This is a genomic window from Streptomyces sp. NPDC020747, from assembly GCF_044334695.1.
Taxonomy (GTDB): domain Bacteria; phylum Actinomycetota; class Actinomycetes; order Streptomycetales; family Streptomycetaceae; genus Streptomyces.
The window spans coordinates 1-19,476 of sequence record NZ_JBIRTJ010000038.1 but is presented as its reverse complement, the minus strand read 5'-3'; the positions used below and the strand labels follow the sequence as shown (position 1 = coordinate 19,476).

Below are 19,476 nucleotides of genomic sequence, written 5' to 3'. Positions count from 1 at the left end.
CTCGCCCGAGGCCGACTCATCGGCACCGTGGAACGCTGACCCGCACCGACAACACCCCGCCTCGATCATTCACGCGCGCGCCGAGGTGAAGGGGTTCGATGGGCTCGATGGAATCTCCGCTTAGATCCCTTTCGTCCTGGAGGTGTTCGAGGTGTGGACAGGGCGATTGATCCCGGTATCACCTGGATGGGCGTCGGCTTCCACAGGCCGGGGATGCTGAGGTGGCTCCTTCCTGGCGAGTGCGCCATTCCCGACGCCCGACGCCGTCACCCCGCCGGGGCCTGAGCGGCGGTCGGCTCCTCCTGCGGCTGCAGACGCCGAGTCGGGGCCGATACGGCGGGCGCTGTCAGTGGGCGCGTGCCCGCTGAAACTGACGGGCACTCAAACCGAGGACCGCGACGGGTCGATATGGCGGGGCACCCCAACGCCCCGCTGACGCCGGAAGGGCGTCGCCGATCGTGCGAGCGCGTGGACGCCGGACGTCCGATCGCGCACGTCGCGGCGGAAGCCCGGATCTCCCGCCGCTGTCTGGCCAAGTGGTATGCCCGCCGGCAGGCGCACGGCGAGAACGGGCTACTGGATCACTCCTCGCGCCCTGCCACGAGTCCGGCCCGCACAGCTGAGGACATCTCGGACCTGGTAGAGGCGCTGCGGCGGCAGACCAAGCACGGGCCCGCCCGGCTCGCTGCCGACCTCAAGCACCTGCACGGCGTCATCATGCTCGCGCCGGCCACCGTGCACCGCATCTTCGTCCGGCGAGGACTCAACCGGCTCCGGGACCTCGACCCGCCCACCGGCGAGCAGCTGCGCGAGGTCATCCACTACGAGCACGAATACCCCGGCGACCTGGTCCACGTCGACATCAAGAAGCTCGGGCGCATCCTGGACGGCGGCGGCCGGCGGATGCACGGGGTCGGCACCGATGCCGCTCGCGCCTCCAAACGCATTGGTCCCGGCACCGGCAAGGTCGGCTACACCTACCTCCGCACGGCGATCGACGACCACTCCCGGCTCGCCTACACCGAGGCACTGGAGGACGAACGCGGGGTCACCGCGGCGGCGTTCTGGCGCCGTTGCATCGAGTTCTTCGCCGCTCACGGCATCACCCCGATTCAGCGTATCCTCACCGACAACGGTGCCTGCTATCGGTCCCAGACCTGGGCCGACGCTCTCGCCGCGACCGCCGCGAAGCACAAGCGCACGCGCCCCTACACCCCCAGAACCAACGGGAAGGTCGAGCGCTTCAACGGCACCCTGTCCCGCGAGTGGGCGTACGTCCGCGACTATGCCTCCGAGCACGAACGCGGCGTCGCCCTCGCCGACTTCCTGAACTACTACAACCACGAGCGCCCGCACGCCGCGCTCGGCGGCCAACCGCCAATCAGCCGGACCCCGGGCAGCGACCACCGCGTCACCTTCGACCAGCCGCCGGAACCGATCAACACCTTCCCGGAGCAGCCGACGTTCGAGGACCTCGTGCAACCAAGGTCCTGCGACACCACACCTAGCTTGCCGAGGACGTTGCTGATGTGGCGAGCAAGGAGTCGCCGACGGCGACCACCTGTACCGCGTGTACGAGGTCGTCGCGGCGTACGTCCTTGAGCAGGAAGCCGCTGGCGTCTGCGTACGGCGCTTCGTAGATGTACTCGTCGAGGTCGAACGTCGAATGTTGTCAGCATGACCACCCGGCAGGCGGACTGTGCGCAGACCAGCGGGGCCGCTTCCAGGCAGTCCATGCGGGGCATGCGGATGTCCAGGAGCAGCACGTCCGGCGTGTGGCGCTGGACCGCAGCCACCGGCTCGACGCCGTCTCCGGCCTCCGCGACGACCTCGATGTCGGGCTGTGCCTCGAGGATCATGGTGAACCCGCTGCGGACCAGTTCCTGGTCGTCGGCGACCACCACGCGGATGCTCACCCCAGGGCCGCCTGCCGGCCGACGGCCACCGGAAGGCGTACGACGATCCGGAAACCGCCGGTCGGGGTCGGGGCCCGCGACGGCCGTGCCCCCGCAGGCGACGGCCCGCTCACGCTCCAGCCGACGGGCCCGGTCCTCCAGCGCCGCGGTGTACGCCCGCTGGAGACGGGACAGCATCCCGAACCCGTACGGCCGTCTCAGTATCGGGTGTCCGGGTGAGGAAGACGAACGCCGCAGAGTCTCCGCTGCGGCGGCGTCAGTTGCCGGTGGCTGCGCCATTTCGAAGCCACCGGCCAGGCGAGGCGCTCGGAGGTTTAGTGGAGCAACCTGCCCGAGCCGACCAGCCAGGAGGCCTGGTCGGAGCTTTGTCGGCTGCGTCCAGCAGTCCTGGACCTCGCGGGGGGTGACGCCGAGGCGCTACTTTTCCAGGACGCCGGACGAAGCGATCTCGATCTTCGCGCGGGTGGCACCGGAACGCGAGCCCAGGGACTCGATCTTCGTCACCAGGTCCTGGCCCTCGACGACTTCGCCGAAGACCACGTGCTTGCCGTCCAGCCACGGCGTGAGCACCGTGGTGATGAAGAACTGCGAGCCGTTGCTGTCGGGGCCGGAGTTCGCCATGGACAGCAGGAACGGCTTGTCGTGCCTGAGCTTGAAGTTCTCGTCGGCGAACTTCTGACCGTAGATGCTCTTGCCGCCGGTGCCGTCGCCGCGGGTGAAGTCGCCGCCCTGGAGCATGAAGTCCGGGATGACACGGTGGAAGCCCGAGCCCTCGTACCCGAAGCCGTGCTGGCCGGTGGTGAGCTCACGGAAGTTCTGCGCCGTCTTGGGGACGACGTCGTCGTACAGCTTGAAGACGATCCGGCCCGCGGCGCTGCCGTCAATGTTGATGTCGAAGAAGACGTTGGTAGACATAAGAGGATCCTGTCACGGCGCCGCGCACTGCCCTGACGCCGCCCCTGGTTCGCCCCCATGAAGACCAACCTCTGAGGCTCCCCATCTCACGCTGGTCCAGGCCGTCCACATGTCACCGTGGCAGGCAACGCTCGAGGGACCGGCTGTTCAAATTCCTTATTGAGGGTTGTCCAGCAACTGCCGGTGGTGTGTGACAGCCGGGCTCAGACTGCGTCGTGATCCGCTGCGGCGGCCCAGCGACGGATGCGCTGGTCGGGATGGGCCTGGGCGGATGCGAGTGTGCTTTCAGGTAGTTCGTGCAGACGTGGCGGGTATGCCGCACGGGAGGTAGGCAGGCCAGCAGGACACGGTGGCGCATCCGTAGATCTGTGGCCTCGGAGAACACCCGCATGGAGGCCTCCAGCCAGGAGTCCTTGATGTCTTGCGACTCGTCCAGGGCGGGATCACGTTGTCGTGCGGGCGGCGCACGGCCGGGGGGCGTCGTAGACGGCGGCCAGAGTCGCCATACGTTTCCGGTTGCCCTTCTCGCCGATGGCCAGGCGGGTGCGGAAGGTCCGCTGCGCGCGCTCGGCCGCCTTGCGGGTGGCTTCGCGCAGATGGCCCGGGCGCATGATGATGCCCTTGCCGTCCACGGAAAGCACTAGCAGCGTCGCCGCGCTCGCCGGGGTCGGGGTGCCGGCAGCATAGAACGCGACCACGTCCACCGCCGCTGCCAGCACGAGGTGTTCGACCTGGCGTTTGCCCACGACCTTCCCGCACGCTCGGGTGATCGCCTCCATCGCGGTGTCGTATGAGCCGCGCACCGCCTCGAGCACGGCCAGCCTGCGCACCTCCCAGGCGGTGCCGTTCGTGCGGCAAGCTGAGCACCTTGTCGGCCGGGCAGTTGGTGCGGTCCGGTGACCTGAGCGCGCACCGGGTGATCCTCACGGCCCCGATGATGGCGGCCAGTTCGCGGTGATGCCCGCTCTCCAGGCGGGTGTGTCCGCCGGCGAGGGCCGCACGGCAGCGCGTATCCAGCGCGGTCAACTCTGTCTCCTCGTGGCGGGCGCGCAGATCAAGGTGGGCCTGCAGCAGCAGTCGGGTCAGCTCCCCGCCCCGCGCAGCGGCCATCTCCTCCACGTCCTGATGGGGCAGGGCGAGCACGGCGGGGCCGGAGAGGTCGGAGGTCAGCTGAGTGAAGAAGGAAACCGCGCGGGCAAACGGGTCAACCATCGCGGCGTGCTCGTAGCCTTCCATCGGGCTCTCGTTCCGGGGCATCGAATGGTTTCGTCACCCTCGACGCTAGAGGTGAGAGCCCTCCTGCTCACCGGCGCGAGGCGAGGCCACGGAGTCGTTGCCCCGCCCCGGCGCACGCCCTTGCGGCGCCGTGTCCCGCGAAGCGAACAGGCTCGGGGACACCTCGGCGATCCAGCCTCGCCCGCTGAGCCGCTTCAGCTTCGACCGAAAGCCCTCCACCTTCTTGTCCGTCGACAGCCTCAGCATGGAACACAGCTGACGCGCCCGCATCGGATGCACCGCATCGGCGAGCACCTCCACGATGTCCGCGTACGCGTCCGGCAGAGCCTTCACTCCCAACTGGTCCGTTCACGGCGGCACCAGCCGCACCCCGACCGGTGAGCCGACCTCGAAATGGTCCGCCTCCAACCATCGGCTCCTCAGGCGCCCCGGTCTCACCCTCCGGCTCCATCGCCTCATCCGGTCCGGTGACCGGCCCGTCCCCGGACAGGATCTCGGTCATCGTTTCCCGGGTGATCTCCAACCGGGACACCACGTCTTTCTGCTCGGTCAGCTGCCCGGCCAACTCCTCGATCTGACCGCGCAGTTCCGAGATCCACTCGCGCGTGCGAGTCTCCCGCCGCTCCAACTCCTCCAGCCACGACACCATCGACGCCCCAAGTATCCGAGCCCTGGACACGGCGACCCGGCAAACCACCGCGTTCAGCAACGACCGGGCTCAAAAGGGCTCAGCGGGCACGAGCTATCGAAGAGAATAGTGCCCAGACCGGATTGAAAGGGATGTTCGGGTGCGGTGCGGCGTTCAGACCTGGGTGTAGTCCGGCCAGGTGAGACGCCGTGCGAAGTGAACCCATACGGCCGCGACCATGAGGGCGGCGATGATGCCTCCGAGTGTCATGACGGTGGAGGGGGAGGTGCGGTCCACGGTGAGCCCTCCGACCAGTGCACCGAGTGCGAACGTGGCCTGGAAGGAGGCGGTGAACAGCACCGAGGCGGCCTCGGGCGCGTGCGGGGTGGCTTTGGCGAACCAGGTCTGGGACATGACGGGTACGGCCCCGTAGGCAACGCCCCAGATGGTCAGCAGAGCCACTGCGCCGATCTCCCAGCGACCCAGGACCGGCATCAGCAGCGCGGCTGCCGCGATCATGCTGGCGGCAAGGCCGAAGGCGGCTCGGGGGTATCGGGCGACCGCGGTGCCGCCCAGGAAATTGCCGACGATTCCTGCCGCTCCGTAGATCAGCAGGGCGATAGTGACCAACCCGGAACTCATGCCGGTCACTTGCTCCAGGAACGGCGTCACGTAGGTGTAGGTCCCGAAGTGGGCGAGGACGATGAGGAAGGTCAGCAGCAATGCGAAGCGGGTGTTCGTACTGCCGAACATACCGCGCAGCACACTCAGGCGTGTTGCTTGAACCGGACGGAGCGAGGGCACGAACACCAGCAGCATGATGATCACCCCTACGGTCAGAACTCCCATGACGACAAACGCCATGCGCCAACCGGCCAGATCTCCGATGAAGGTGCCGGCAGGCACTCCGAGTACGGAGCCCAGAGGCACCGCGGAGAAGATCACTGCCGTAGCGCGGCCGACCGATTCTGCGGGCACCAGGCGTTCGGCCAGTCCGGCGCCGATCGACCAGAAACCGCCGATGACGATGCCGACCACGATGCGGGACACCAGCACGAGCCAGTAGTCCGGTGCCACGGCGGCGAGGAAATTCGCCAGGGCCAGCAGGAGCGTGAACACACACAGCATCAGTCTGCGATCGATACGCGCGGTGGCAACAGTGACCACCGGCGCGGAGACAGCCGCGAGGAGTCCGGGCATGGTCATCATCAGCCCCGCCAACCCGTCGGAGATGGCGAAACTGGACCCGATCGACGTGAGCAGACCGATCGGCAGGATCTCCGTCGTGACAATCGCGAAGAGTCCCAGCATTACCGAGACCACGGCCAGCCATCCGATCAGCGGTGATCGGGTTGGGAGGCCGCCTCCGCTGAGGTGCGTGGTGTCGGTGGTTGTCGAGGCCATGGATTCCGTCCTGTGAAGGGACCGTCGTTGCCCGGTCAGTTCAACAGGATTCGGAGAGCTGAGGCTGGCAGATATGCGGCATCACCCGTGGGATGACAGGGAGGTGTCGCAGATCTGCCAAGTGTGTGGCTCGGTATCGCCGCTGGGTAGCGCCTTCGAAGCACACCCCGAACAGCGTCGGCCCATCTCGCACTCCCTCCAGAAGAGCTGCACCCATACTCAAAGGGCTTCCGCATGCCGATCAACGGTGCGGGTGCGGTTGGCGACCAGGCCCATGCGACGGCCGGTGAGAATCCTGAGGTCGGTAACGGTCTCGTCGCCGGGGCGTAAGGGTTTCAGGTCGCGGCGGATGCGGGCTTGGTCGGCGATGACGCCGCGGACACGATGATGCTCCCAATCGGTCTTGCCCTCGCCGCGGTAGCTCTCGGAGGCGCGGTGGGATGGCCCGGCCGGAGATGTGGTGCACCGGCTGCTCGTGGTTGAACAGGATCGTGCTGGCCAGGGTGGCTCCGCCGTCGGCCAGGTCGATGCCCCAGGTCACCTCGTCGCTCAGGGCCATGGCGTCGGTGAGCAGTTCGAGGATCGTTGGCGACGCGTCGGGACAGCAGCTGGCGGCCGCTCTCATCGATCGCGACGCAGTGGTGGTGGGTCTTGCCTGCGTCGATGCCGGCCCAGATCATGGCCATGTGGTGCCTCCGTGCGGTGTGGTGCTGGTGCCTCCCGACGGACGACCTCGCTGTCGATTCTCTACTCAGCGATCATTCGCAATTCCTCATCGGCAGCCGAGTCGTCGTGGGGCACCGGGCGGCCAATCACTGAAAGCCACAAGCGGCAGAGCCTTTTGAACCACACCCGGCACCCCTGGGTGGGTGAACCATACGAGGGGCTCACCGCATCCCGCAGAACAACGTAGGGAGCCTTTTCCAACCTCAGTCTGAGCTGGCCAGATGGAGGGTGAGGGCGGCCTGGACGAGGCTCGTGATCCGGGTCGTCGTGCAGCGGAGCCTGCGGAGGAGCCGTCAGGACTTGAGGGTGGCGATGGCTTGCTCGACCAGTGCCCGGACCTTCGCATGGGACCGATGACGGCCTGCTGACCAGCGGCAGGGCTGTCCCATCGGCCGCGGTAAGGGAGACGGACCGTGCCGCCTGCGCCCTGGTAGCCCTTGTCATCCCAGCAGTTGATGCCGGCTTCGGCGAGGGCGTCGATGATGCCGTGCTCGCGTGCGGCCCGGACGTCATGGGCTTCACCGGCCAGGGCCGGTGAAGCCCACAAGAGACGACCCTTCGGGTCCGCTATGACCTGCACATTCATGCCGTGCTTCAAAGAGACGGTCATCGCGATCACCCGTACCCCTGCGACAGCGATCAGGTGATTGGGTCAATACGAGGCAGGCTCATGACGATTCGCGCACCACGAGTTCGGTGGGAAGAACGACGTGCTGACGCGGTACCTCGGGATCGGCGATCTCCTCCAGGAGGATACGGGCGATCGTGGTGCCGATCTCCTCGACGGGCTGACGCACGCTGGTCAGCGACGGGTTGGTGTGCCGGGCGATGATGGAGTCGTCGAATCCGACCACCGCCACGTCGTCGGGGACGCTGCGCCCCTGTCGGCGCAACTCCGCCAGCGCCCCGGCCGCCATGACGTCCGAGGCGACGAACACGGCGTCGAGCGCGGGGACTTGTTCAAGGAGTGAACGCATCGCGGCCTCGCCGCCCTCCTCGGTGAAGTCGCCCGAGGCCACGAGGTGCTCGGGGGTTTCGTGGCCCGACGTCTGGTGGGCCGTGCGCCACCCCTGCAGCCGGCTGCGTGACACGTCCATGTCGAGGGGTCCGCTGATGGTGGCGATGGTCCGCCGTCCTCGTGCGAGCAGGTGGTTCACGGCCGTTGCGGCGCCACCCGCGTTGTCGGAGTGCACGTGGCTGAGCGACTCGGCGGGGGAGCGGCGTCCGGCGAGCACCGTGGGCAGCCCCATGTCCTCCAACAGGCCGGGCAGCGGGTCGTGTTCGTGCACCGAGACCAGGAGTACTCCGTCGACACGCCGCTCCGCCACCGACTCGGTGAGCTGGTCGCGCTCGGCCTGGTCGCGTACGAGGACAAGTTGGAGCTGTGTCCGGGTCTTTGCGAGGGCGGTGCTGACCCCGCGGATGACCGCCGAGAAGTAGGGCTCGGAGCCGAGTCTGCTCTCGGATTCGGGAATCACCAGGGCCACGGAGTTCGTCCGGTTCGTCACGAGTCCCCGGGCAACCGAGTTCGGGACGTAGTTCAGCTCGTCGATGGCGGCGAGCACGGCGGCTTTGGCCTTGTCGCTGACGAGTTCCGAGCCGTTGATGACTCGTGAAACCGTGGTGCGTCCGACACCGGCGCGCGCGGCCACGGTCTTGATGGTCGGGCGTTGCCTGCCCCCCATGTCGTCTCCTTGCTTGCGCGGTGCCCGAACGGCTTCCACCAGCGCATTGTGCCAGACCGGCCAGGAGCGTCCGAAGGGTCCGGGTGCGGGGGTGCGACATCTTCTGGCAACGAAGTTGCTTCTACTTCTTGACAGGAGCCTTTTGCGGCGGCCACGCTTCGGGCCTCTGAGTGGGTACGTTCCCATCATTATTTGGGAACGTACCCACTAGGACAAATCGGGGCCTACGAAGCGGACCGTGGGGCTCGAACTCCGGTGCGTCAGCGCCGCCGCTAGGAGGACTGAATGGGCAAGGCCCGAAGGAAGTTGCGTACACGAGTCGTGGCCGCCGTATCGGCTGTGTCGGCTCTCGGTCTGGTCGTGGGCTGTGGAGGCAGTGACAGTGGGGGGACCGGTGGTGGGAAGAAGGACGGCAAGGTCACCATCACCATGGGTCTGTTCGGCGTCATGGGCTTCAAGGAGACCGGTCTGCTCGACAAGTACATGAAGGAGCACCCGAACGTCGTCATCAAGGCCGACGTCGCGGGTGACGAGCAGACCTACTACACCGCCCTGCAGACGCACTTGGCCGCCGGCAGCGGACTGAAGGACATCCAGGGCATAGAAATTGGTCGGGCCAAGGAACTGTCCGACACGCAGAAGGACAAGTTCGTCGATCTTGCCGGTGAGACGGACCACTTCCTGCCGTGGAAGCAGAACCAGGTCACCACCGAGGACAAGAAGGTCATCGGCCTGGGTACCGACATCGGCCCGATGGCGGTCTGTTACCGCAAGGACCTGTTCGAGCAGGCCGGGCTGCCCACCGACCGCGACGAGGTCGCCAAACTGTGGGAGGGCGACTGGTCGAAGTACGTCGACGCGGGCAAGCGATTCAAGCAGAACTCGAAGGCGGAGAAGGTCGCCTTCATGGACAGTTCCAGCGGGCTGTTCAACGCCATGATCTACGGAAACTCCCAGCAGTTCTACGACAAGGAGGGCGAGCTGATCTATGCCACCAACCCTGTTGTGAAGGACGCCTGGAAGCTGGCCTCCGAGGCGGCCACGTCCGATCTGACCGCCAAGCTCCGCCAGTTCCAGCCCGGCTGGGACCCCGGTCTGGCCAACAGCACCTTCGCCAGCACCGTCTGCCCGGCGTGGATGCTCGCGCACATCAGCGAGAAGGCGGGTCCCAAGAACAAGGGCAAGTGGGACGTCGCCAAGGCGCCGAAGGGCGCCAACTGGGGCGGCGCGTTCCTCGGCGTGATGGAGAAGAGCCCCGTCAAGAAGGAGGCGCAGGAGCTGGTCGCCTGGCTCACCGCCCCTGAGCAGCAGGCCTACCTCTTCAAGGAGATCGGCAACTTCCCCTCGTCGCAGACCGCGTTGGGGATGCCCGAAGTGGTCGATGCCAAGTCGGAGTACTTCAGTGGCGCGCCCATCGGGAAGATCTTCAGCGCTGCGGCCCAGGAGATCCCCGACGAGCAGGTGCTCGGCCGCAAGGACGGCACCATCAAGGACATCTTCTCGCAGGGCCTGACCTTGATCGAGGCGCAGAACAAGAGCCCGAACACGGCATGGAAGACCACGGAGAAGCGCATCGAGAAGGCCGCCGGCTGACCTCGGGCTCCTTCGCCCACCTCCGCAGCCGCCCGGCGTCCCACGCACGGCCCCGAGTGGGCCGCCGGGCCCCTGCCCACCCCGTCACCCTCCAGGAAGGACGCCTTCCGGTGGCCATCTCCACCTCGACACCCCCAGACGGTGCGCCCGGCTCCGCTCCACCGGCCGGGTCCGGCAGCGGCGCGGAGCGTCAGCGTCGCAGTACGCTGCTGCACCGTCTCGACGTGCGCGGCGCGCCGTACGCGTTCATCGCCCCGTTCTTCGTCGTCTTCGCCGCCTTCAGTTTCTACCCGCTCGTCTACACCTCGTGGATCTCCCTGCACCGCGTCGAACTGTCGACCCTGAACCTCATGGAGTGGGTGGGCTTCGACAACTACACGGCCCTTTGGGACGACGACCGTTTCTGGAACGCGCTGCTCAACACGTTCACCATCGGCGTCCTGTCGACTGTGCCGCAGCTGTTGATGGCGCTCGGTCTCGCGCACCTGCTCAACTACCAACTGCGCGGCTCGACGTTCTTCCGTGTCGCCGCCCTGACGCCCTACGCCACGTCGGTGGGCGCCGCGGCCCTCGTCTTCACGATGCTCTTCGAACGCGACTTCGGCATGATCAACTGGATGCTGAGCCTGGTCGGCGTCGACAACATCGACTTCGAGAACAACAAGTGGGCCGCGCAGACGGCCATTTCCACGATCGTCATCTGGCGCTGGACCGGCTACAACGCCCTGCTTTACCTGGCGGCGATGCAGGCGATCCCACGCGACCGCTACGAAGCCGCGGCCATCGACGGCGCTTCGCGGTGGCAGCAGTTCCTGACGGTCACAATCCCCGGCATCCGCTCCACCATCGTGTTCACCATCGTCCTGTCCACGATCGGCGCCACGCAGCTCTTCGGCGAGCCCTTGATCTTCGGCCAGGGCCCGAACGGCATCACCGGAGGAGCGGACAACCAGTACCAGACGCTGGGCCTGCTGCTGTACGAGGAGGGCTGGAAGAACTACCAGATGGGCCGGGCCGCCACGGTCGCCTGGGCGATGTTCCTGCTGCTCATCGTCATGTTCGTCGTCCAACGAGTCGTCAAGCGCGTCCTGGCGCGCAGGGCCTGACCGGGAGATCCCCATGACCACAGACAGCATCCCGGTCCAGACGACGGACGCACGCCCCGGGACCGTACAGAAGAAGGCAAGGAAGAGCACCGCACCCGGCGGCCGCAGCCGTCGGCTGTTCCGGCACCCGGGTGCCGGACGCCAGCACCACGCGGGTCCCGTCGCCTACATCCTGCTGGGGATCGCGGCGTTGTTCTCGCTCTTCCCGCTCTACTGGACGATGGTGGCGGCGTCGACCGACAACACGCGCGTCACCCAGACGCCTCCGCCGTTCCTGCCGGGACCTCATCTTCTGGAGAACCTCGGCAAGGCCTGGCAGGACGCCGCACTGGGCAAGGCCATGCTCAACAGCCTGATCGTGGCCGGCGCGATCGCCCTGTCCACGGTGCTGTTCGCCACCCTCGCGGGCTTCGCCTTCGCGAAACTCCGCTTCAAGGGCCGCAACATCCTGCTCATGCTCGTGATCGGCACGATGCTGGTGCCGCCTCAACTCGGCGTCGTACCGCTGTTCATGATGATGACGGAACTGGGCTGGGGACAGCAGCTGCCTGCCGTCATCTTCCCCACGCTCGTCAGTGCCGTCGGGGTGTTCTTCATGCGGCAGTACCTGAGCGAGGCGCTGCCCGACGAACTCGTCGAGGCCGGTCGGGTGGACGGTGCGCACTCCCTGCGCATCTTCTGGAGCATCGTGCTGCCGATCGCCCGGCCGCCCATGGCAGTCCTGTTCATGATCACGTTCGTGCACGCCTGGAACGACTTCTTCTGGCCGTTCATCGTCCTCGACATGTCCAACCCGACGGTGCCCGTCGCACTCACCCAGCTGAGCGCGGGATACATACGCGACCAGTCACTGATCATGGCGGGCGCCCTGCTCGGCACGCTCCCTCTGCTCGCCATGTTCATCGTCTTCGGCCGTCAGATCGTCGGCGGAATCATGCAGGGAGCGGTCAAGGGGTGAGTCCCCCACCGCCCGCTCGTTGCCGCGCCCCGCCGGCGCCCGCCACCCGCTCCACCCCTCCCACCCCGAAGTGCATCTGGAAGGACTCACGTGACCACCGTTACCCGACGTGTCGCGCCCGCCCCGGTAACCACCAACACTCTCCGATTCCCTCAGGGATTCACCTGGGGCACGGCGACCGCCGCGTACCAGATCGAAGGTGCCGCCTCCATCGACGGACGCACCCCTTCCATCTGGGACACCTACTCGCACACGCCCGGCAGGGTGCGCAACGGCGACACCGGTGACGTGGCCACCGACCACTACCACCGCTGGCGCGAGGACGTCGCGATCATGGCCGACCTCGGCGTGAGCGCCTACCGGTTCTCCCTGTCGTGGCCGCGGGTGCAGCCGACCGGCCGCGGCCCGGCCGTACAGAAGGGGCTCGACTTCTACCGGGCACTGACCGACGCACTGCTGGAAAAGGGCATCGAGCCGGTCGTCACGCTCTACCACTGGGACCTGCCGCAGGAGCTGGAGGACGCCGGCGGCTGGCCGGAGCGCGTCACCACCGACCGGTTCGCCGACTACGCGACTCTCGCGGCCCGTGCGCTGGGGGACCGGGTGAAGACCTGGACCACCCTCAACGAGCCCTGGTGCAGCGCCTTCCTCGGATACGGATCGGGTGTCCATGCTCCCGGGCGCACCGACCCGGTCGCGGCCCTGCGCGCGGCGCACCACCTCAACCTCGCCCACGGCAAGGCCGTTCTGGCGCTGCGCGCCGAACTGCCTTCCCACGCACGGACGTCCATCACGCTCAACATCCACCACGTCCGAGCACTGACCGAGAACCCCGAGGACCTGGACGCGGCCCGCCGGATCGACGCCCTGGCCAACCGCGTCTTCACCGGCCCCGTGCTGGAGGGCGAGTACCCGCAGGATCTCCTCCAGGACACGGCCGGCCTGACCGACTGGTCCTTCGTGCGGAACGGTGACACCACAACGATCCGCCAGCCGTTGGACTTCCTGGGCGTCAACTACTACACACCCACACTCGTCTCCGCCGCCACCGGCGAGGGCAGTCACGGTTCCGACGGCCACGGGGTGAGCGATCACAGCCCCTGGCCGGCGGCCGACCAGGTCGCCTTCCACCGTCCTGAGGGCAGCACCACTGCGATGGGCTGGGCGGTGGACCCCAGCGGTCTGTACGACCTGCTGATGCGGCTCAAGGCGGACTTCCCCGCGATGCCCTTGATGATCACCGAGAACGGGGCCGCCTTCGACGACTACGTCAACCCGGATGGCGAGGTGACCGACCCTGAACGCATCGCCTACCTCCACGGCCACCTGTCGGCCGTACAGCGGGCGATCGTGGCCGGCGCCGACGTACGGGGCTACTTCCTGTGGTCCCTGCTGGACAACTTCGAATGGGGATACGGCTACAGCAAGCGCTTCGGCGCCGTCTACGTCGACTACTCGACCGGCAAGCGCATCCCCAAGTCCAGCGCACGGTGGTACGCCGACCTGGCCCGCACCGGCACGTTGCCGGACCGGGGCGGCGAGAATCGGTGAGCTCGCGTGTGACGCCAGAGCACACCTGGGGCTCGGCGGGTCACGGTAAGCGGTGTTGCAGAGCGGTTCCTCCTTCCTGTTCTTTGTGAGGTCCTTCGCGTGACGTGGCCTGCGCCTGACGCCTGCCAGAGATGTCCGGTAACAGGGTGTCCAAGGTCTGGCCACTGTCTGCTCAAGGGCTACCAGGACGGCACGCGAACGGCGCTGTCTGGGGACGCGGATGCTGTCTTGACCGAAGAGTTGAGCCGGCGTTGTCGGAGGGTTGAAGCGGGCGTTGCGTCGGCCTGAAGCACAGCACAGATGGGGAGTAAGGGTCAGTGCATGTTGCTGGGGAGGGAAATGGAGCGCGGCGCGGTCGACCGGCTGGTTGCCGATGTGGCGCGCGGCCGGGGCCGGGGCGTTGGGATGTGCGGAGAGGCGGGGAGAGGCGGGGATCGGGAAGCCGCGCTGCTCGACTACGCGGTGTCGGCTGCCGCAAGGCTGCGGGTGCTGCACGCAGTGGGTGTCGAATCCGAGGCCGAGCTCGCCTTCGGCGCGCTGCACCAGCTGCTGTTCCCTCACCTGGACCGGCTGGACATGCCCCCTGGGCCCCAGGCAGCGGCGCCGCGAGCGCCTTTCGGCCTGGTCGACGGGCGTGAGGCAAATTGATTCTTGATCGGAGCCGGCACCCTCTCACTGCTTGCCGAGCTGGCCGACGAGGTGCCGGTGCTGTGTGTGGTCGACGATGTGCACTGGCTGGATCAGGGGTCCGCGGACGCGTTGTTCTTCGCCGCGCGGCGCCTTGTGGCTGACCCTGTGGGGATGCTCTTCCCGGTGCGGGAGACGGCTGGGGCGTTTCCCGCACCGGGAATCGAGTCGTGGCCGGTGAGTCGACTGGCGCCGACGGCATTGAGGGCTACTGGACCAGCGGGTGCCGAAGCCGGCTGATCCGGTGCGTGAGCGGGTGCTGGAAGAGTCACATGGCAACCCGCTCGCCCTCATCGAGTCGGGCGCCGCGCAGGAGGCGGGCCACCACGACCTGGCTGAGCAGGTGGGGCCGCTGCTGGTCACCGGCCGAGTGCAGGAGGCCTTCCGAGCTCAGCTGGCCGGCCTGCCCGACGCCACACGCGCGGCTCTGCTCGCGGCGGCCGCGGACGGCGCCGCCTCCCTGGACGTGGTGCTGCGGGTCGCGGCCCGCCTCGGTGTCGGGCCGGCCGATCTCGCGCCGGCAGAGCAGGCCCATCTGATCACGGTTGCCGACCGTGCACTGACGTTCCGTCATCCGCTGATCCGGGCCGCCGCCTACCAACTGCCGCCGCATCACCAACGGGCCGTCGTGCACGAGCAGTTCGCCCGGGAGTGGGCGGACAACGGGCACCTCGACCGCAGGGCCTGGCATCTGGCGGCTGCGGCCACAGGACCCGACGAGGAGGTCGCGGACGAACTGGAGCGGACCGCCCTGCGCGCGCAGTATCGCGGGGGAGCGATGGCGGTGTCGGCGGCCTACGACCGCGCGGCCCGACTCAGCATCGACGGCGGCCGCAAGGCCACACGCCTCTCCTTGGCCGCGCAGGCCGAGCAGGCCGCGTTCGACGCGGGCAGAGCCGATCGGGCAGCACGGCCGGCGGCCGAAGCCGAGTCCTACGCCGACGACCCGAGGATCAAAGCCGAGGCAATGTTCGTACGGGCTCAGGTGGAATACGACCGTACTTCGCCCGCGGCCGACGCCGAACTGGCCATGCCGCGGCCGGACTCGTACCGGCCTCGGACGTGGAGACAGCGCCGCTGGTGCATGCACTCTCTCTACGGGACGTTGGAGTCGAGGTAGTCGTGGGCTTCGGGACTTCCTCGCCTCGGTGTTGCGCATGCTGCGCCCGACTTGCTGTCGGCCGAGCTCCTGCAGGTCCTCGGCGAGGCACCGGTTGCCGACGATTCATGAGGCATACCCCGTACATCATGTGCACGCTGAACTACCTTGAGGAAAGAGGGTGTTGGGGGAACCGTCCGGTTCCGGCGGGGCATCGGTACAGGCATGGATAGCGGCCGTTGACACGGCGTGCGCCGCGGCCGGCATGTGGAGCGTTGGAACCGGAGGGTGAGCATGCGACGAGGGGGGGAGATCGTGACGTATGCGAGGGGGCGGTTGGTCTGCGGGGTCGTGATGACGTGCGCGACGCTGCTGGCCGGCTGCACAGGCGGTGCCAGCGGTCCGGGCGGGGAGACGACGCGGGGATCGAGCTCGGATGCCGCCCGAGGTGCTGGTGACGCGAAGACCGGGTCGTCCACAGAATCGGACGCGGGCGTCGGCGCCGGTGCCTTACCCGCGGCCTCGCCGACCGAACAGGCGGACCCGGCGAAGCAGCCGCGCACCGCGGCCGAGGCGCGGGCGTTCGTCCGGAAGGTGATCGCCGATCCGGAGCTGGCCGGGTCGGGGGCGGCGCCGGGGACTCCGTACGAGAGCGACCCGAACACCTGGGCCGTGCTGGGCGAGGACTGCGCCTGGCAGCGGCAGGGGCTGCCGAAGGACGTACTGGCCACGCTCACCCGCCACTTCGAGGTGCCCGGGAGCGGTGCCGGGGGATCAGTGCGGCTGTCGGTCACGGTCACGGTGCACCGGACGGCGCTGGACGCCGCCTGGGAGCAGGCCGGGATGCTGGAGGAGGGCATCGGCTGCCCGGAGCAGACGCTGCGGGCGGGTGAGCGGCTGACCGGTCTCTCCTCCTTGGCCGTCGCGTGGGGCGAGAGCGGCAACACCTCCAGCGACGACACGTTGTCGGAGTACGGCACATGCGTCAGCGACACCCGGGGCGGGTCGTACCCCTACTCGTGGACGCAGTCCGTGTTCGGCCCGGTCGTGATCTCCGCGTCCTCGTGCGGAGGGAAGGAGGGCACGACGAGCGAGTTGGATGTGGCCGTCAGGATGCTGTTGCGGGTGCAGGACGCGATCGGAAGCCCCACCGAGGCTGGTTCGTCCTCACCCGAACCGGACCCGACTTCCACGCCCGGAAGCTCAGCAAGTCCCACGAGTTCCACAAGCCCCACGAGTACCACGAGCCCCGGCATCGAGGACAAGAAGGGCGGCGAGTGATGGAGCGCCTGCTTCCCACCGACCCCTCCCGCCTCGGCGGCAACCGCCTGCTGGGCCGCCTGGGCGCCGGCGGCATGGGCGTGGTCTACCTGGCCCGCACCGGGACCGGCGACCTGGCCGCGGTGAAGGTTATCCAGCCCGAGTACGCGGATCAGGCCGAGTTCCGGGCCCGTTTCCGCCGCGAGGCATCCTCCGCCGGGCAGGTCGACAGCCCCTGGGTGGTACGGGTGCTGGGCGCCGACACGGAGGCGGCGGCGCCCTGGCTGGCCACCGCGTTCGTGCCAGGCCCCTCCCTGGAGGAGGCGGTCGTGGCCTGCGGACCGCTGCCGGACCGCGCGGTACGGGTACTGGGCAAGGTGCTGGCGCGCGCCCTGACCGCCGTGCACGAGGCGCGCCTGGTGCACCGGGACGTCAAGCCGGGCAACGTCCTGCTCGCCCTCGACGGCCCTCGGCTGATCGACTTCGGCATCGCGCGCCCGCAAGCCGCCGACGAGACCGAGTTGACCTCGGACAACATGGTGATCGGTACCCCCGGCTTCCTCTCGCCCGAGCAGGCGCGGGCGCGGCAGGTGGGGGCGGCGAGCGACGTCTTCTCGCTGGGGTGCGTGCTGGCGTACGCGGCCACCGGCCGCCCGCCGTTCGGCACCGGCGCGGTGGACGCGCTGCTGTACCGCACCGTCCACGACACGCCCGAGCTGGACGGTCTGGCGGACACCGAGCTGCGGGCGCTGCTCGGCCGTTGTCTGGCGAAGGAGCCGGAACAGCGGCCCACGGCCGCCGAGGTGGACGCGGAACTGGTGGAGGACGCCCCGGCCGGCACTGTCGACTGGCTGCCCGACCCGGTGGTACGGATGATCGCCGAACGGTCGGCGGAGATGCTCGCCCTTCCGGGCATCGAGCCCACCGAGGTGTCACAGGAGTCGCGGAGCCACAGCCGCCGCAGGGTCCTCGCCCTGGGCGGCGGTGCGACGCTGCTCCTGGCGGGCGGAGGGGCCGCGCTGTGGGCGGCACTGCGCGACGACGAGGACACCCCGGAGGCGCAGACCGCGAACAGCCCCTGGGCCATCGGCCTCCACGCGGATCTGACGGGCCCGCTGCGGGAGAGCGGGCGGGCGCAGGAGCGGGGGGCGCGGCTGGCGGTGGAGCGGTTCAACGCAGGCAAGGGCAGACCATTCACCCTTGCTCTGCGGACAGAGGACGACCGGGGAGAGCCGGCCCGAGCGGTACAGGCGGCGCGGCGGCTGACCGGTGCCGCCGATGTCCTTGCCGTGCTCGGCCCCACCGGCTACGTCTCGACGCAGGCCGCGCTGGAGGTCTACGACGGCGCCGGCATGCCGCTGCTGACGGTGTCGGAGCTGTCGACCAGCGCCGGGTCCGTCCCCGGCACCGCCCCGCGCGCGTACTTCCGTGCCGCGGCGTTGTCCGCGTCCAGCGCCATCACCACCATCACCGCACTCGGCGCGGCGGGTGTCGGCAAGCTGGGCCTGCTGGGCGACCGAGCGGGCAGGGTGGCCGGCATGGAGTCGGTGATCGTGGCCGGCTTCGCCGCGACCGGTCAGCCGGCACTGTATCTGCGCGTGGTGCCCGCCCTCGCGAGCACGAGTGCTCTGGGACCCGTCACCGACGACATGCTCGGCCGCGGTATCGACGGTTTCTACTACATCGGCACACCCGAACGTGCCGCCGTCGTCGCCCGCGCCCTCGCGGAGCGGAACTTCACCGGGCCCCGCTACCTCGACGCCGCCTCGGCCACCGAAGCCTTCGTCTCCTTGGCCGGCCCGGCGGCCGAGGGCTGGCAGGTGCATACGTCGTACATCGGGCCCGACGCCCCACCCGTGCGCGACTTCGCCACCGCCTACCGCAAGCGGTACGGCAGCGCGCCGGGCCCCTGGGCGGCCGAGGCGTACGACGTGACGCGCCTGCTCGCCGACCGGCTCACCGCCCTCGCCCCGAAGGGCGGCAGGCGTCCCACCCACGACCGGCTCACCCAAGATCTTGCCGCAGCCCGGTTCACCGGGGTGGCCGCGACCTATGCCTTCGACGAAGAGAAGCGGATGAAGCAGCCGCAGCTCCACCAGCTCCGCGTCCAGAACGGCCGGTTCGCCTACGTGGGCGTCCAGGACATGACCGGATGACCGGATCCTGACGCGGTAGGGGGCGGAGAGGCCAGAGGGGCCGTGGGGCCGGAGGAGCTGGACTGATGCGGGCGCTGTACGCGCAGGATCCCGGTGAGCTGGGCGGGCACCGGCTGCTCGCCCGGCTCGGCGCGGGCGGCATGGGCGTGGTCTACCTGGCCCGCACCGCCGACGGGACCCTCGTCGCCCTGAAGGTCATCCGTGCCGAGTACGCCGCCGACCGGGCCTTCCGGGAACGGTTCCGGCGCGAGGCACGGCTGGCGAGGGGGTTCGCCTGCCGCTGGCTGGTGCCGGTCACCGACGCCGACGCCGAGGCCCGCGAGCCGTGGCTGGCCACCGCGTTCGTGCCAGGCCCCTCCCTCGCCGAGGCGGTGGACGGCCACGGACCGCTGCCGCCGGCCGTCGTCACCGCGCTCGGCGCCCGGCTGGCGGAGGCACTGACCGAGGTGCACGATGCCGGTCTGGTGCACCGGGACGTCAAGCCGGGCAACGTCCTGCTCGCCCTCGACGGCCCCCGCCTGATCGACTTCGGCATCGCCCAGTCGCCGGGTGTCAC

General features: G+C 68.7%; 16 protein-coding genes and 4 pseudogenes. 11 read left to right on the top strand and 9 right to left on the bottom strand.

Going from position 1 to position 19,476, the window contains the following annotated elements:
• Positions 1–408: 408 nt before the first annotated feature.
• Positions 409–1,389 (top strand): annotated as a pseudogene (locus ACH4YP_RS47560) (IS481 family transposase); the annotation flags it as partial.
• 130 nt (positions 1,390–1,519) lie between these two features.
• On the opposite strand, the pseudogene ACH4YP_RS47555 reads toward ACH4YP_RS47560, so the two are convergent.
• Positions 1,520–1,859 (bottom strand): annotated as a pseudogene (locus ACH4YP_RS47555) (response regulator transcription factor); the annotation flags it as partial.
• Between ACH4YP_RS47555 and ACH4YP_RS47550 the strand changes: the two are divergent.
• A complete protein-coding gene (locus ACH4YP_RS47550) occupies positions 1,776–2,135 on the top strand; it encodes a hypothetical protein (protein WP_398497806.1) in 360 nt (119 codons plus the stop codon). The pseudogene ACH4YP_RS47555 and the gene ACH4YP_RS47550 overlap by 84 nt on opposite strands.
• Before the next feature lie 198 nt (positions 2,136–2,333).
• Here ACH4YP_RS47550 and ACH4YP_RS47545 read toward each other — a convergent pair whose 3' ends face one another.
• From ACH4YP_RS47545 to ACH4YP_RS47510, 8 genes and pseudogenes are all read right to left on the bottom strand, one after another.
• Positions 2,334–2,831, bottom strand: coding sequence for a peptidylprolyl isomerase (locus ACH4YP_RS47545; RefSeq protein WP_398497803.1), 498 nt, complete (start codon positions 2,829–2,831; stop codon positions 2,334–2,336).
• A 443-nt stretch (positions 2,832–3,274) separates the two neighbouring features.
• Positions 3,275–3,661: a hypothetical protein gene (locus ACH4YP_RS47540; RefSeq protein WP_398497801.1), complete on the bottom strand. Its 387-nt coding sequence runs from the start codon at positions 3,659–3,661 to the stop codon at positions 3,275–3,277.
• 451 nt (positions 3,662–4,112) lie between these two features.
• Positions 4,113–4,400, bottom strand: coding sequence for a hypothetical protein (locus tag ACH4YP_RS47535; RefSeq protein WP_398497799.1), 288 nt, complete (start codon positions 4,398–4,400; stop codon positions 4,113–4,115).
• Between the two features lie 469 nt (positions 4,401–4,869).
• Entirely contained in the window at positions 4,870–6,099 is a 1,230-nt protein-coding gene (locus tag ACH4YP_RS47530; RefSeq protein ID WP_398497797.1) for an MFS transporter, read from the bottom strand.
• Positions 6,100–6,318: 219 nt separating this feature from the next.
• Positions 6,319–6,483 (bottom strand): annotated as a pseudogene (locus ACH4YP_RS47525) (transposase); the annotation flags it as partial.
• On the bottom strand, positions 6,435–6,779 hold the full coding sequence (locus ACH4YP_RS47520; RefSeq protein WP_398497805.1) for a transposase: 345 nt from the start codon (positions 6,777–6,779) through the stop codon (positions 6,435–6,437). The gene ACH4YP_RS47520 and the pseudogene ACH4YP_RS47525, both read right to left, overlap by 49 nt.
• A gap of 249 nt (positions 6,780–7,028) precedes the next feature.
• A pseudogene (locus ACH4YP_RS47515) lies at positions 7,029–7,420 on the bottom strand (transposase family protein); the annotation flags it as partial.
• A 73-nt stretch (positions 7,421–7,493) separates the two neighbouring features.
• The gene (locus ACH4YP_RS47510) at positions 7,494–8,510 is read right to left on the bottom strand and encodes a LacI family DNA-binding transcriptional regulator (protein WP_398497795.1); all 1,017 of its coding nucleotides are present in this window, start codon (positions 8,508–8,510) and stop codon (positions 7,494–7,496) included.
• A 285-nt stretch (positions 8,511–8,795) separates the two neighbouring features.
• Between ACH4YP_RS47510 and ACH4YP_RS47505 the strand changes: the two genes are divergently transcribed.
• The 9 genes from ACH4YP_RS47505 to ACH4YP_RS47465 form a co-directional block, all read left to right on the top strand.
• Entirely contained in the window at positions 8,796–10,103 is a 1,308-nt protein-coding gene (locus tag ACH4YP_RS47505; protein ID WP_398497793.1) for an extracellular solute-binding protein, read from the top strand.
• A 110-nt stretch (positions 10,104–10,213) separates the two neighbouring features.
• Positions 10,214–11,209: a carbohydrate ABC transporter permease gene (locus ACH4YP_RS47500; RefSeq protein ID WP_398497791.1), complete on the top strand. Its 996-nt coding sequence runs from the start codon at positions 10,214–10,216 to the stop codon at positions 11,207–11,209.
• Between the two features lie 13 nt (positions 11,210–11,222).
• The gene (locus ACH4YP_RS47495) at positions 11,223–12,167 is read left to right on the top strand and encodes a carbohydrate ABC transporter permease (RefSeq protein ID WP_398497789.1); all 945 of its coding nucleotides are present in this window, start codon (positions 11,223–11,225) and stop codon (positions 12,165–12,167) included.
• 90 nt (positions 12,168–12,257) lie between these two features.
• Complete coding sequence (locus tag ACH4YP_RS47490; RefSeq protein ID WP_398497787.1) at positions 12,258–13,718, top strand: GH1 family beta-glucosidase; 1,461 nt, start codon at positions 12,258–12,260, stop codon at positions 13,716–13,718.
• A gap of 321 nt (positions 13,719–14,039) precedes the next feature.
• Complete coding sequence (locus ACH4YP_RS47485) at positions 14,040–14,366, top strand: hypothetical protein (RefSeq protein WP_398497785.1); 327 nt, start codon at positions 14,040–14,042, stop codon at positions 14,364–14,366.
• A gap of 262 nt (positions 14,367–14,628) precedes the next feature.
• Positions 14,629–15,525 carry a hypothetical protein gene (locus ACH4YP_RS47480; protein ID WP_398497783.1) on the top strand — a complete coding sequence of 299 codons (897 nt, stop codon included), beginning with the start codon at positions 14,629–14,631 and terminating at the stop codon, positions 15,523–15,525.
• Between the two features lie 273 nt (positions 15,526–15,798).
• Positions 15,799–16,785 carry a hypothetical protein gene (locus ACH4YP_RS47475; protein WP_398497781.1) on the top strand — a complete coding sequence of 329 codons (987 nt, stop codon included), beginning with the start codon at positions 15,799–15,801 and terminating at the stop codon, positions 16,783–16,785.
• The gene (locus ACH4YP_RS47470) at positions 16,785–18,920 is read left to right on the top strand and encodes a bifunctional serine/threonine-protein kinase/ABC transporter substrate-binding protein (protein WP_398497779.1); all 2,136 of its coding nucleotides are present in this window, start codon (positions 16,785–16,787) and stop codon (positions 18,918–18,920) included. Before ACH4YP_RS47475 ends, ACH4YP_RS47470 begins: the two co-directional genes overlap by 1 nt.
• Before the next feature lie 65 nt (positions 18,921–18,985).
• Positions 18,986–19,476 (top strand): protein kinase (locus ACH4YP_RS47465; RefSeq protein WP_398497777.1); only part of this gene is annotated, 491 nt, incomplete at its 3' end.

Bases quoted from the DNA above. Each gene is read 5' to 3' on its own strand.
- ACH4YP_RS47495 (WP_398497789.1), top strand. From the start codon at position 11,223: ATGACCACAGACAGCATCCCGGTCCAGACGACGGACGCACGCCCCGGG.
- ACH4YP_RS47530 (WP_398497797.1), bottom strand. From the start codon at position 6,099: ATGGCCTCGACAACCACCGACACCACGCACCTCAGCGGAGGCGGCCTC.
- ACH4YP_RS47475 (WP_398497781.1), top strand. From the start codon at position 15,799: ATGCGACGAGGGGGGGAGATCGTGACGTATGCGAGGGGGCGGTTGGTC.
- ACH4YP_RS47470 (WP_398497779.1), top strand. From the start codon at position 16,785: ATGGAGCGCCTGCTTCCCACCGACCCCTCCCGCCTCGGCGGCAACCGC.
- ACH4YP_RS47510 (WP_398497795.1), bottom strand. From the start codon at position 8,510: ATGGGGGGCAGGCAACGCCCGACCATCAAGACCGTGGCCGCGCGCGCC.
- ACH4YP_RS47505 (WP_398497793.1), top strand. From the start codon at position 8,796: ATGGGCAAGGCCCGAAGGAAGTTGCGTACACGAGTCGTGGCCGCCGTA.
- ACH4YP_RS47545 (WP_398497803.1), bottom strand. From the start codon at position 2,831: ATGTCTACCAACGTCTTCTTCGACATCAACATTGACGGCAGCGCCGCG.
- ACH4YP_RS47485 (WP_398497785.1), top strand. From the start codon at position 14,040: ATGTTGCTGGGGAGGGAAATGGAGCGCGGCGCGGTCGACCGGCTGGTT.
- ACH4YP_RS47520 (WP_398497805.1), bottom strand. From the start codon at position 6,779: ATGATCTGGGCCGGCATCGACGCAGGCAAGACCCACCACCACTGCGTC.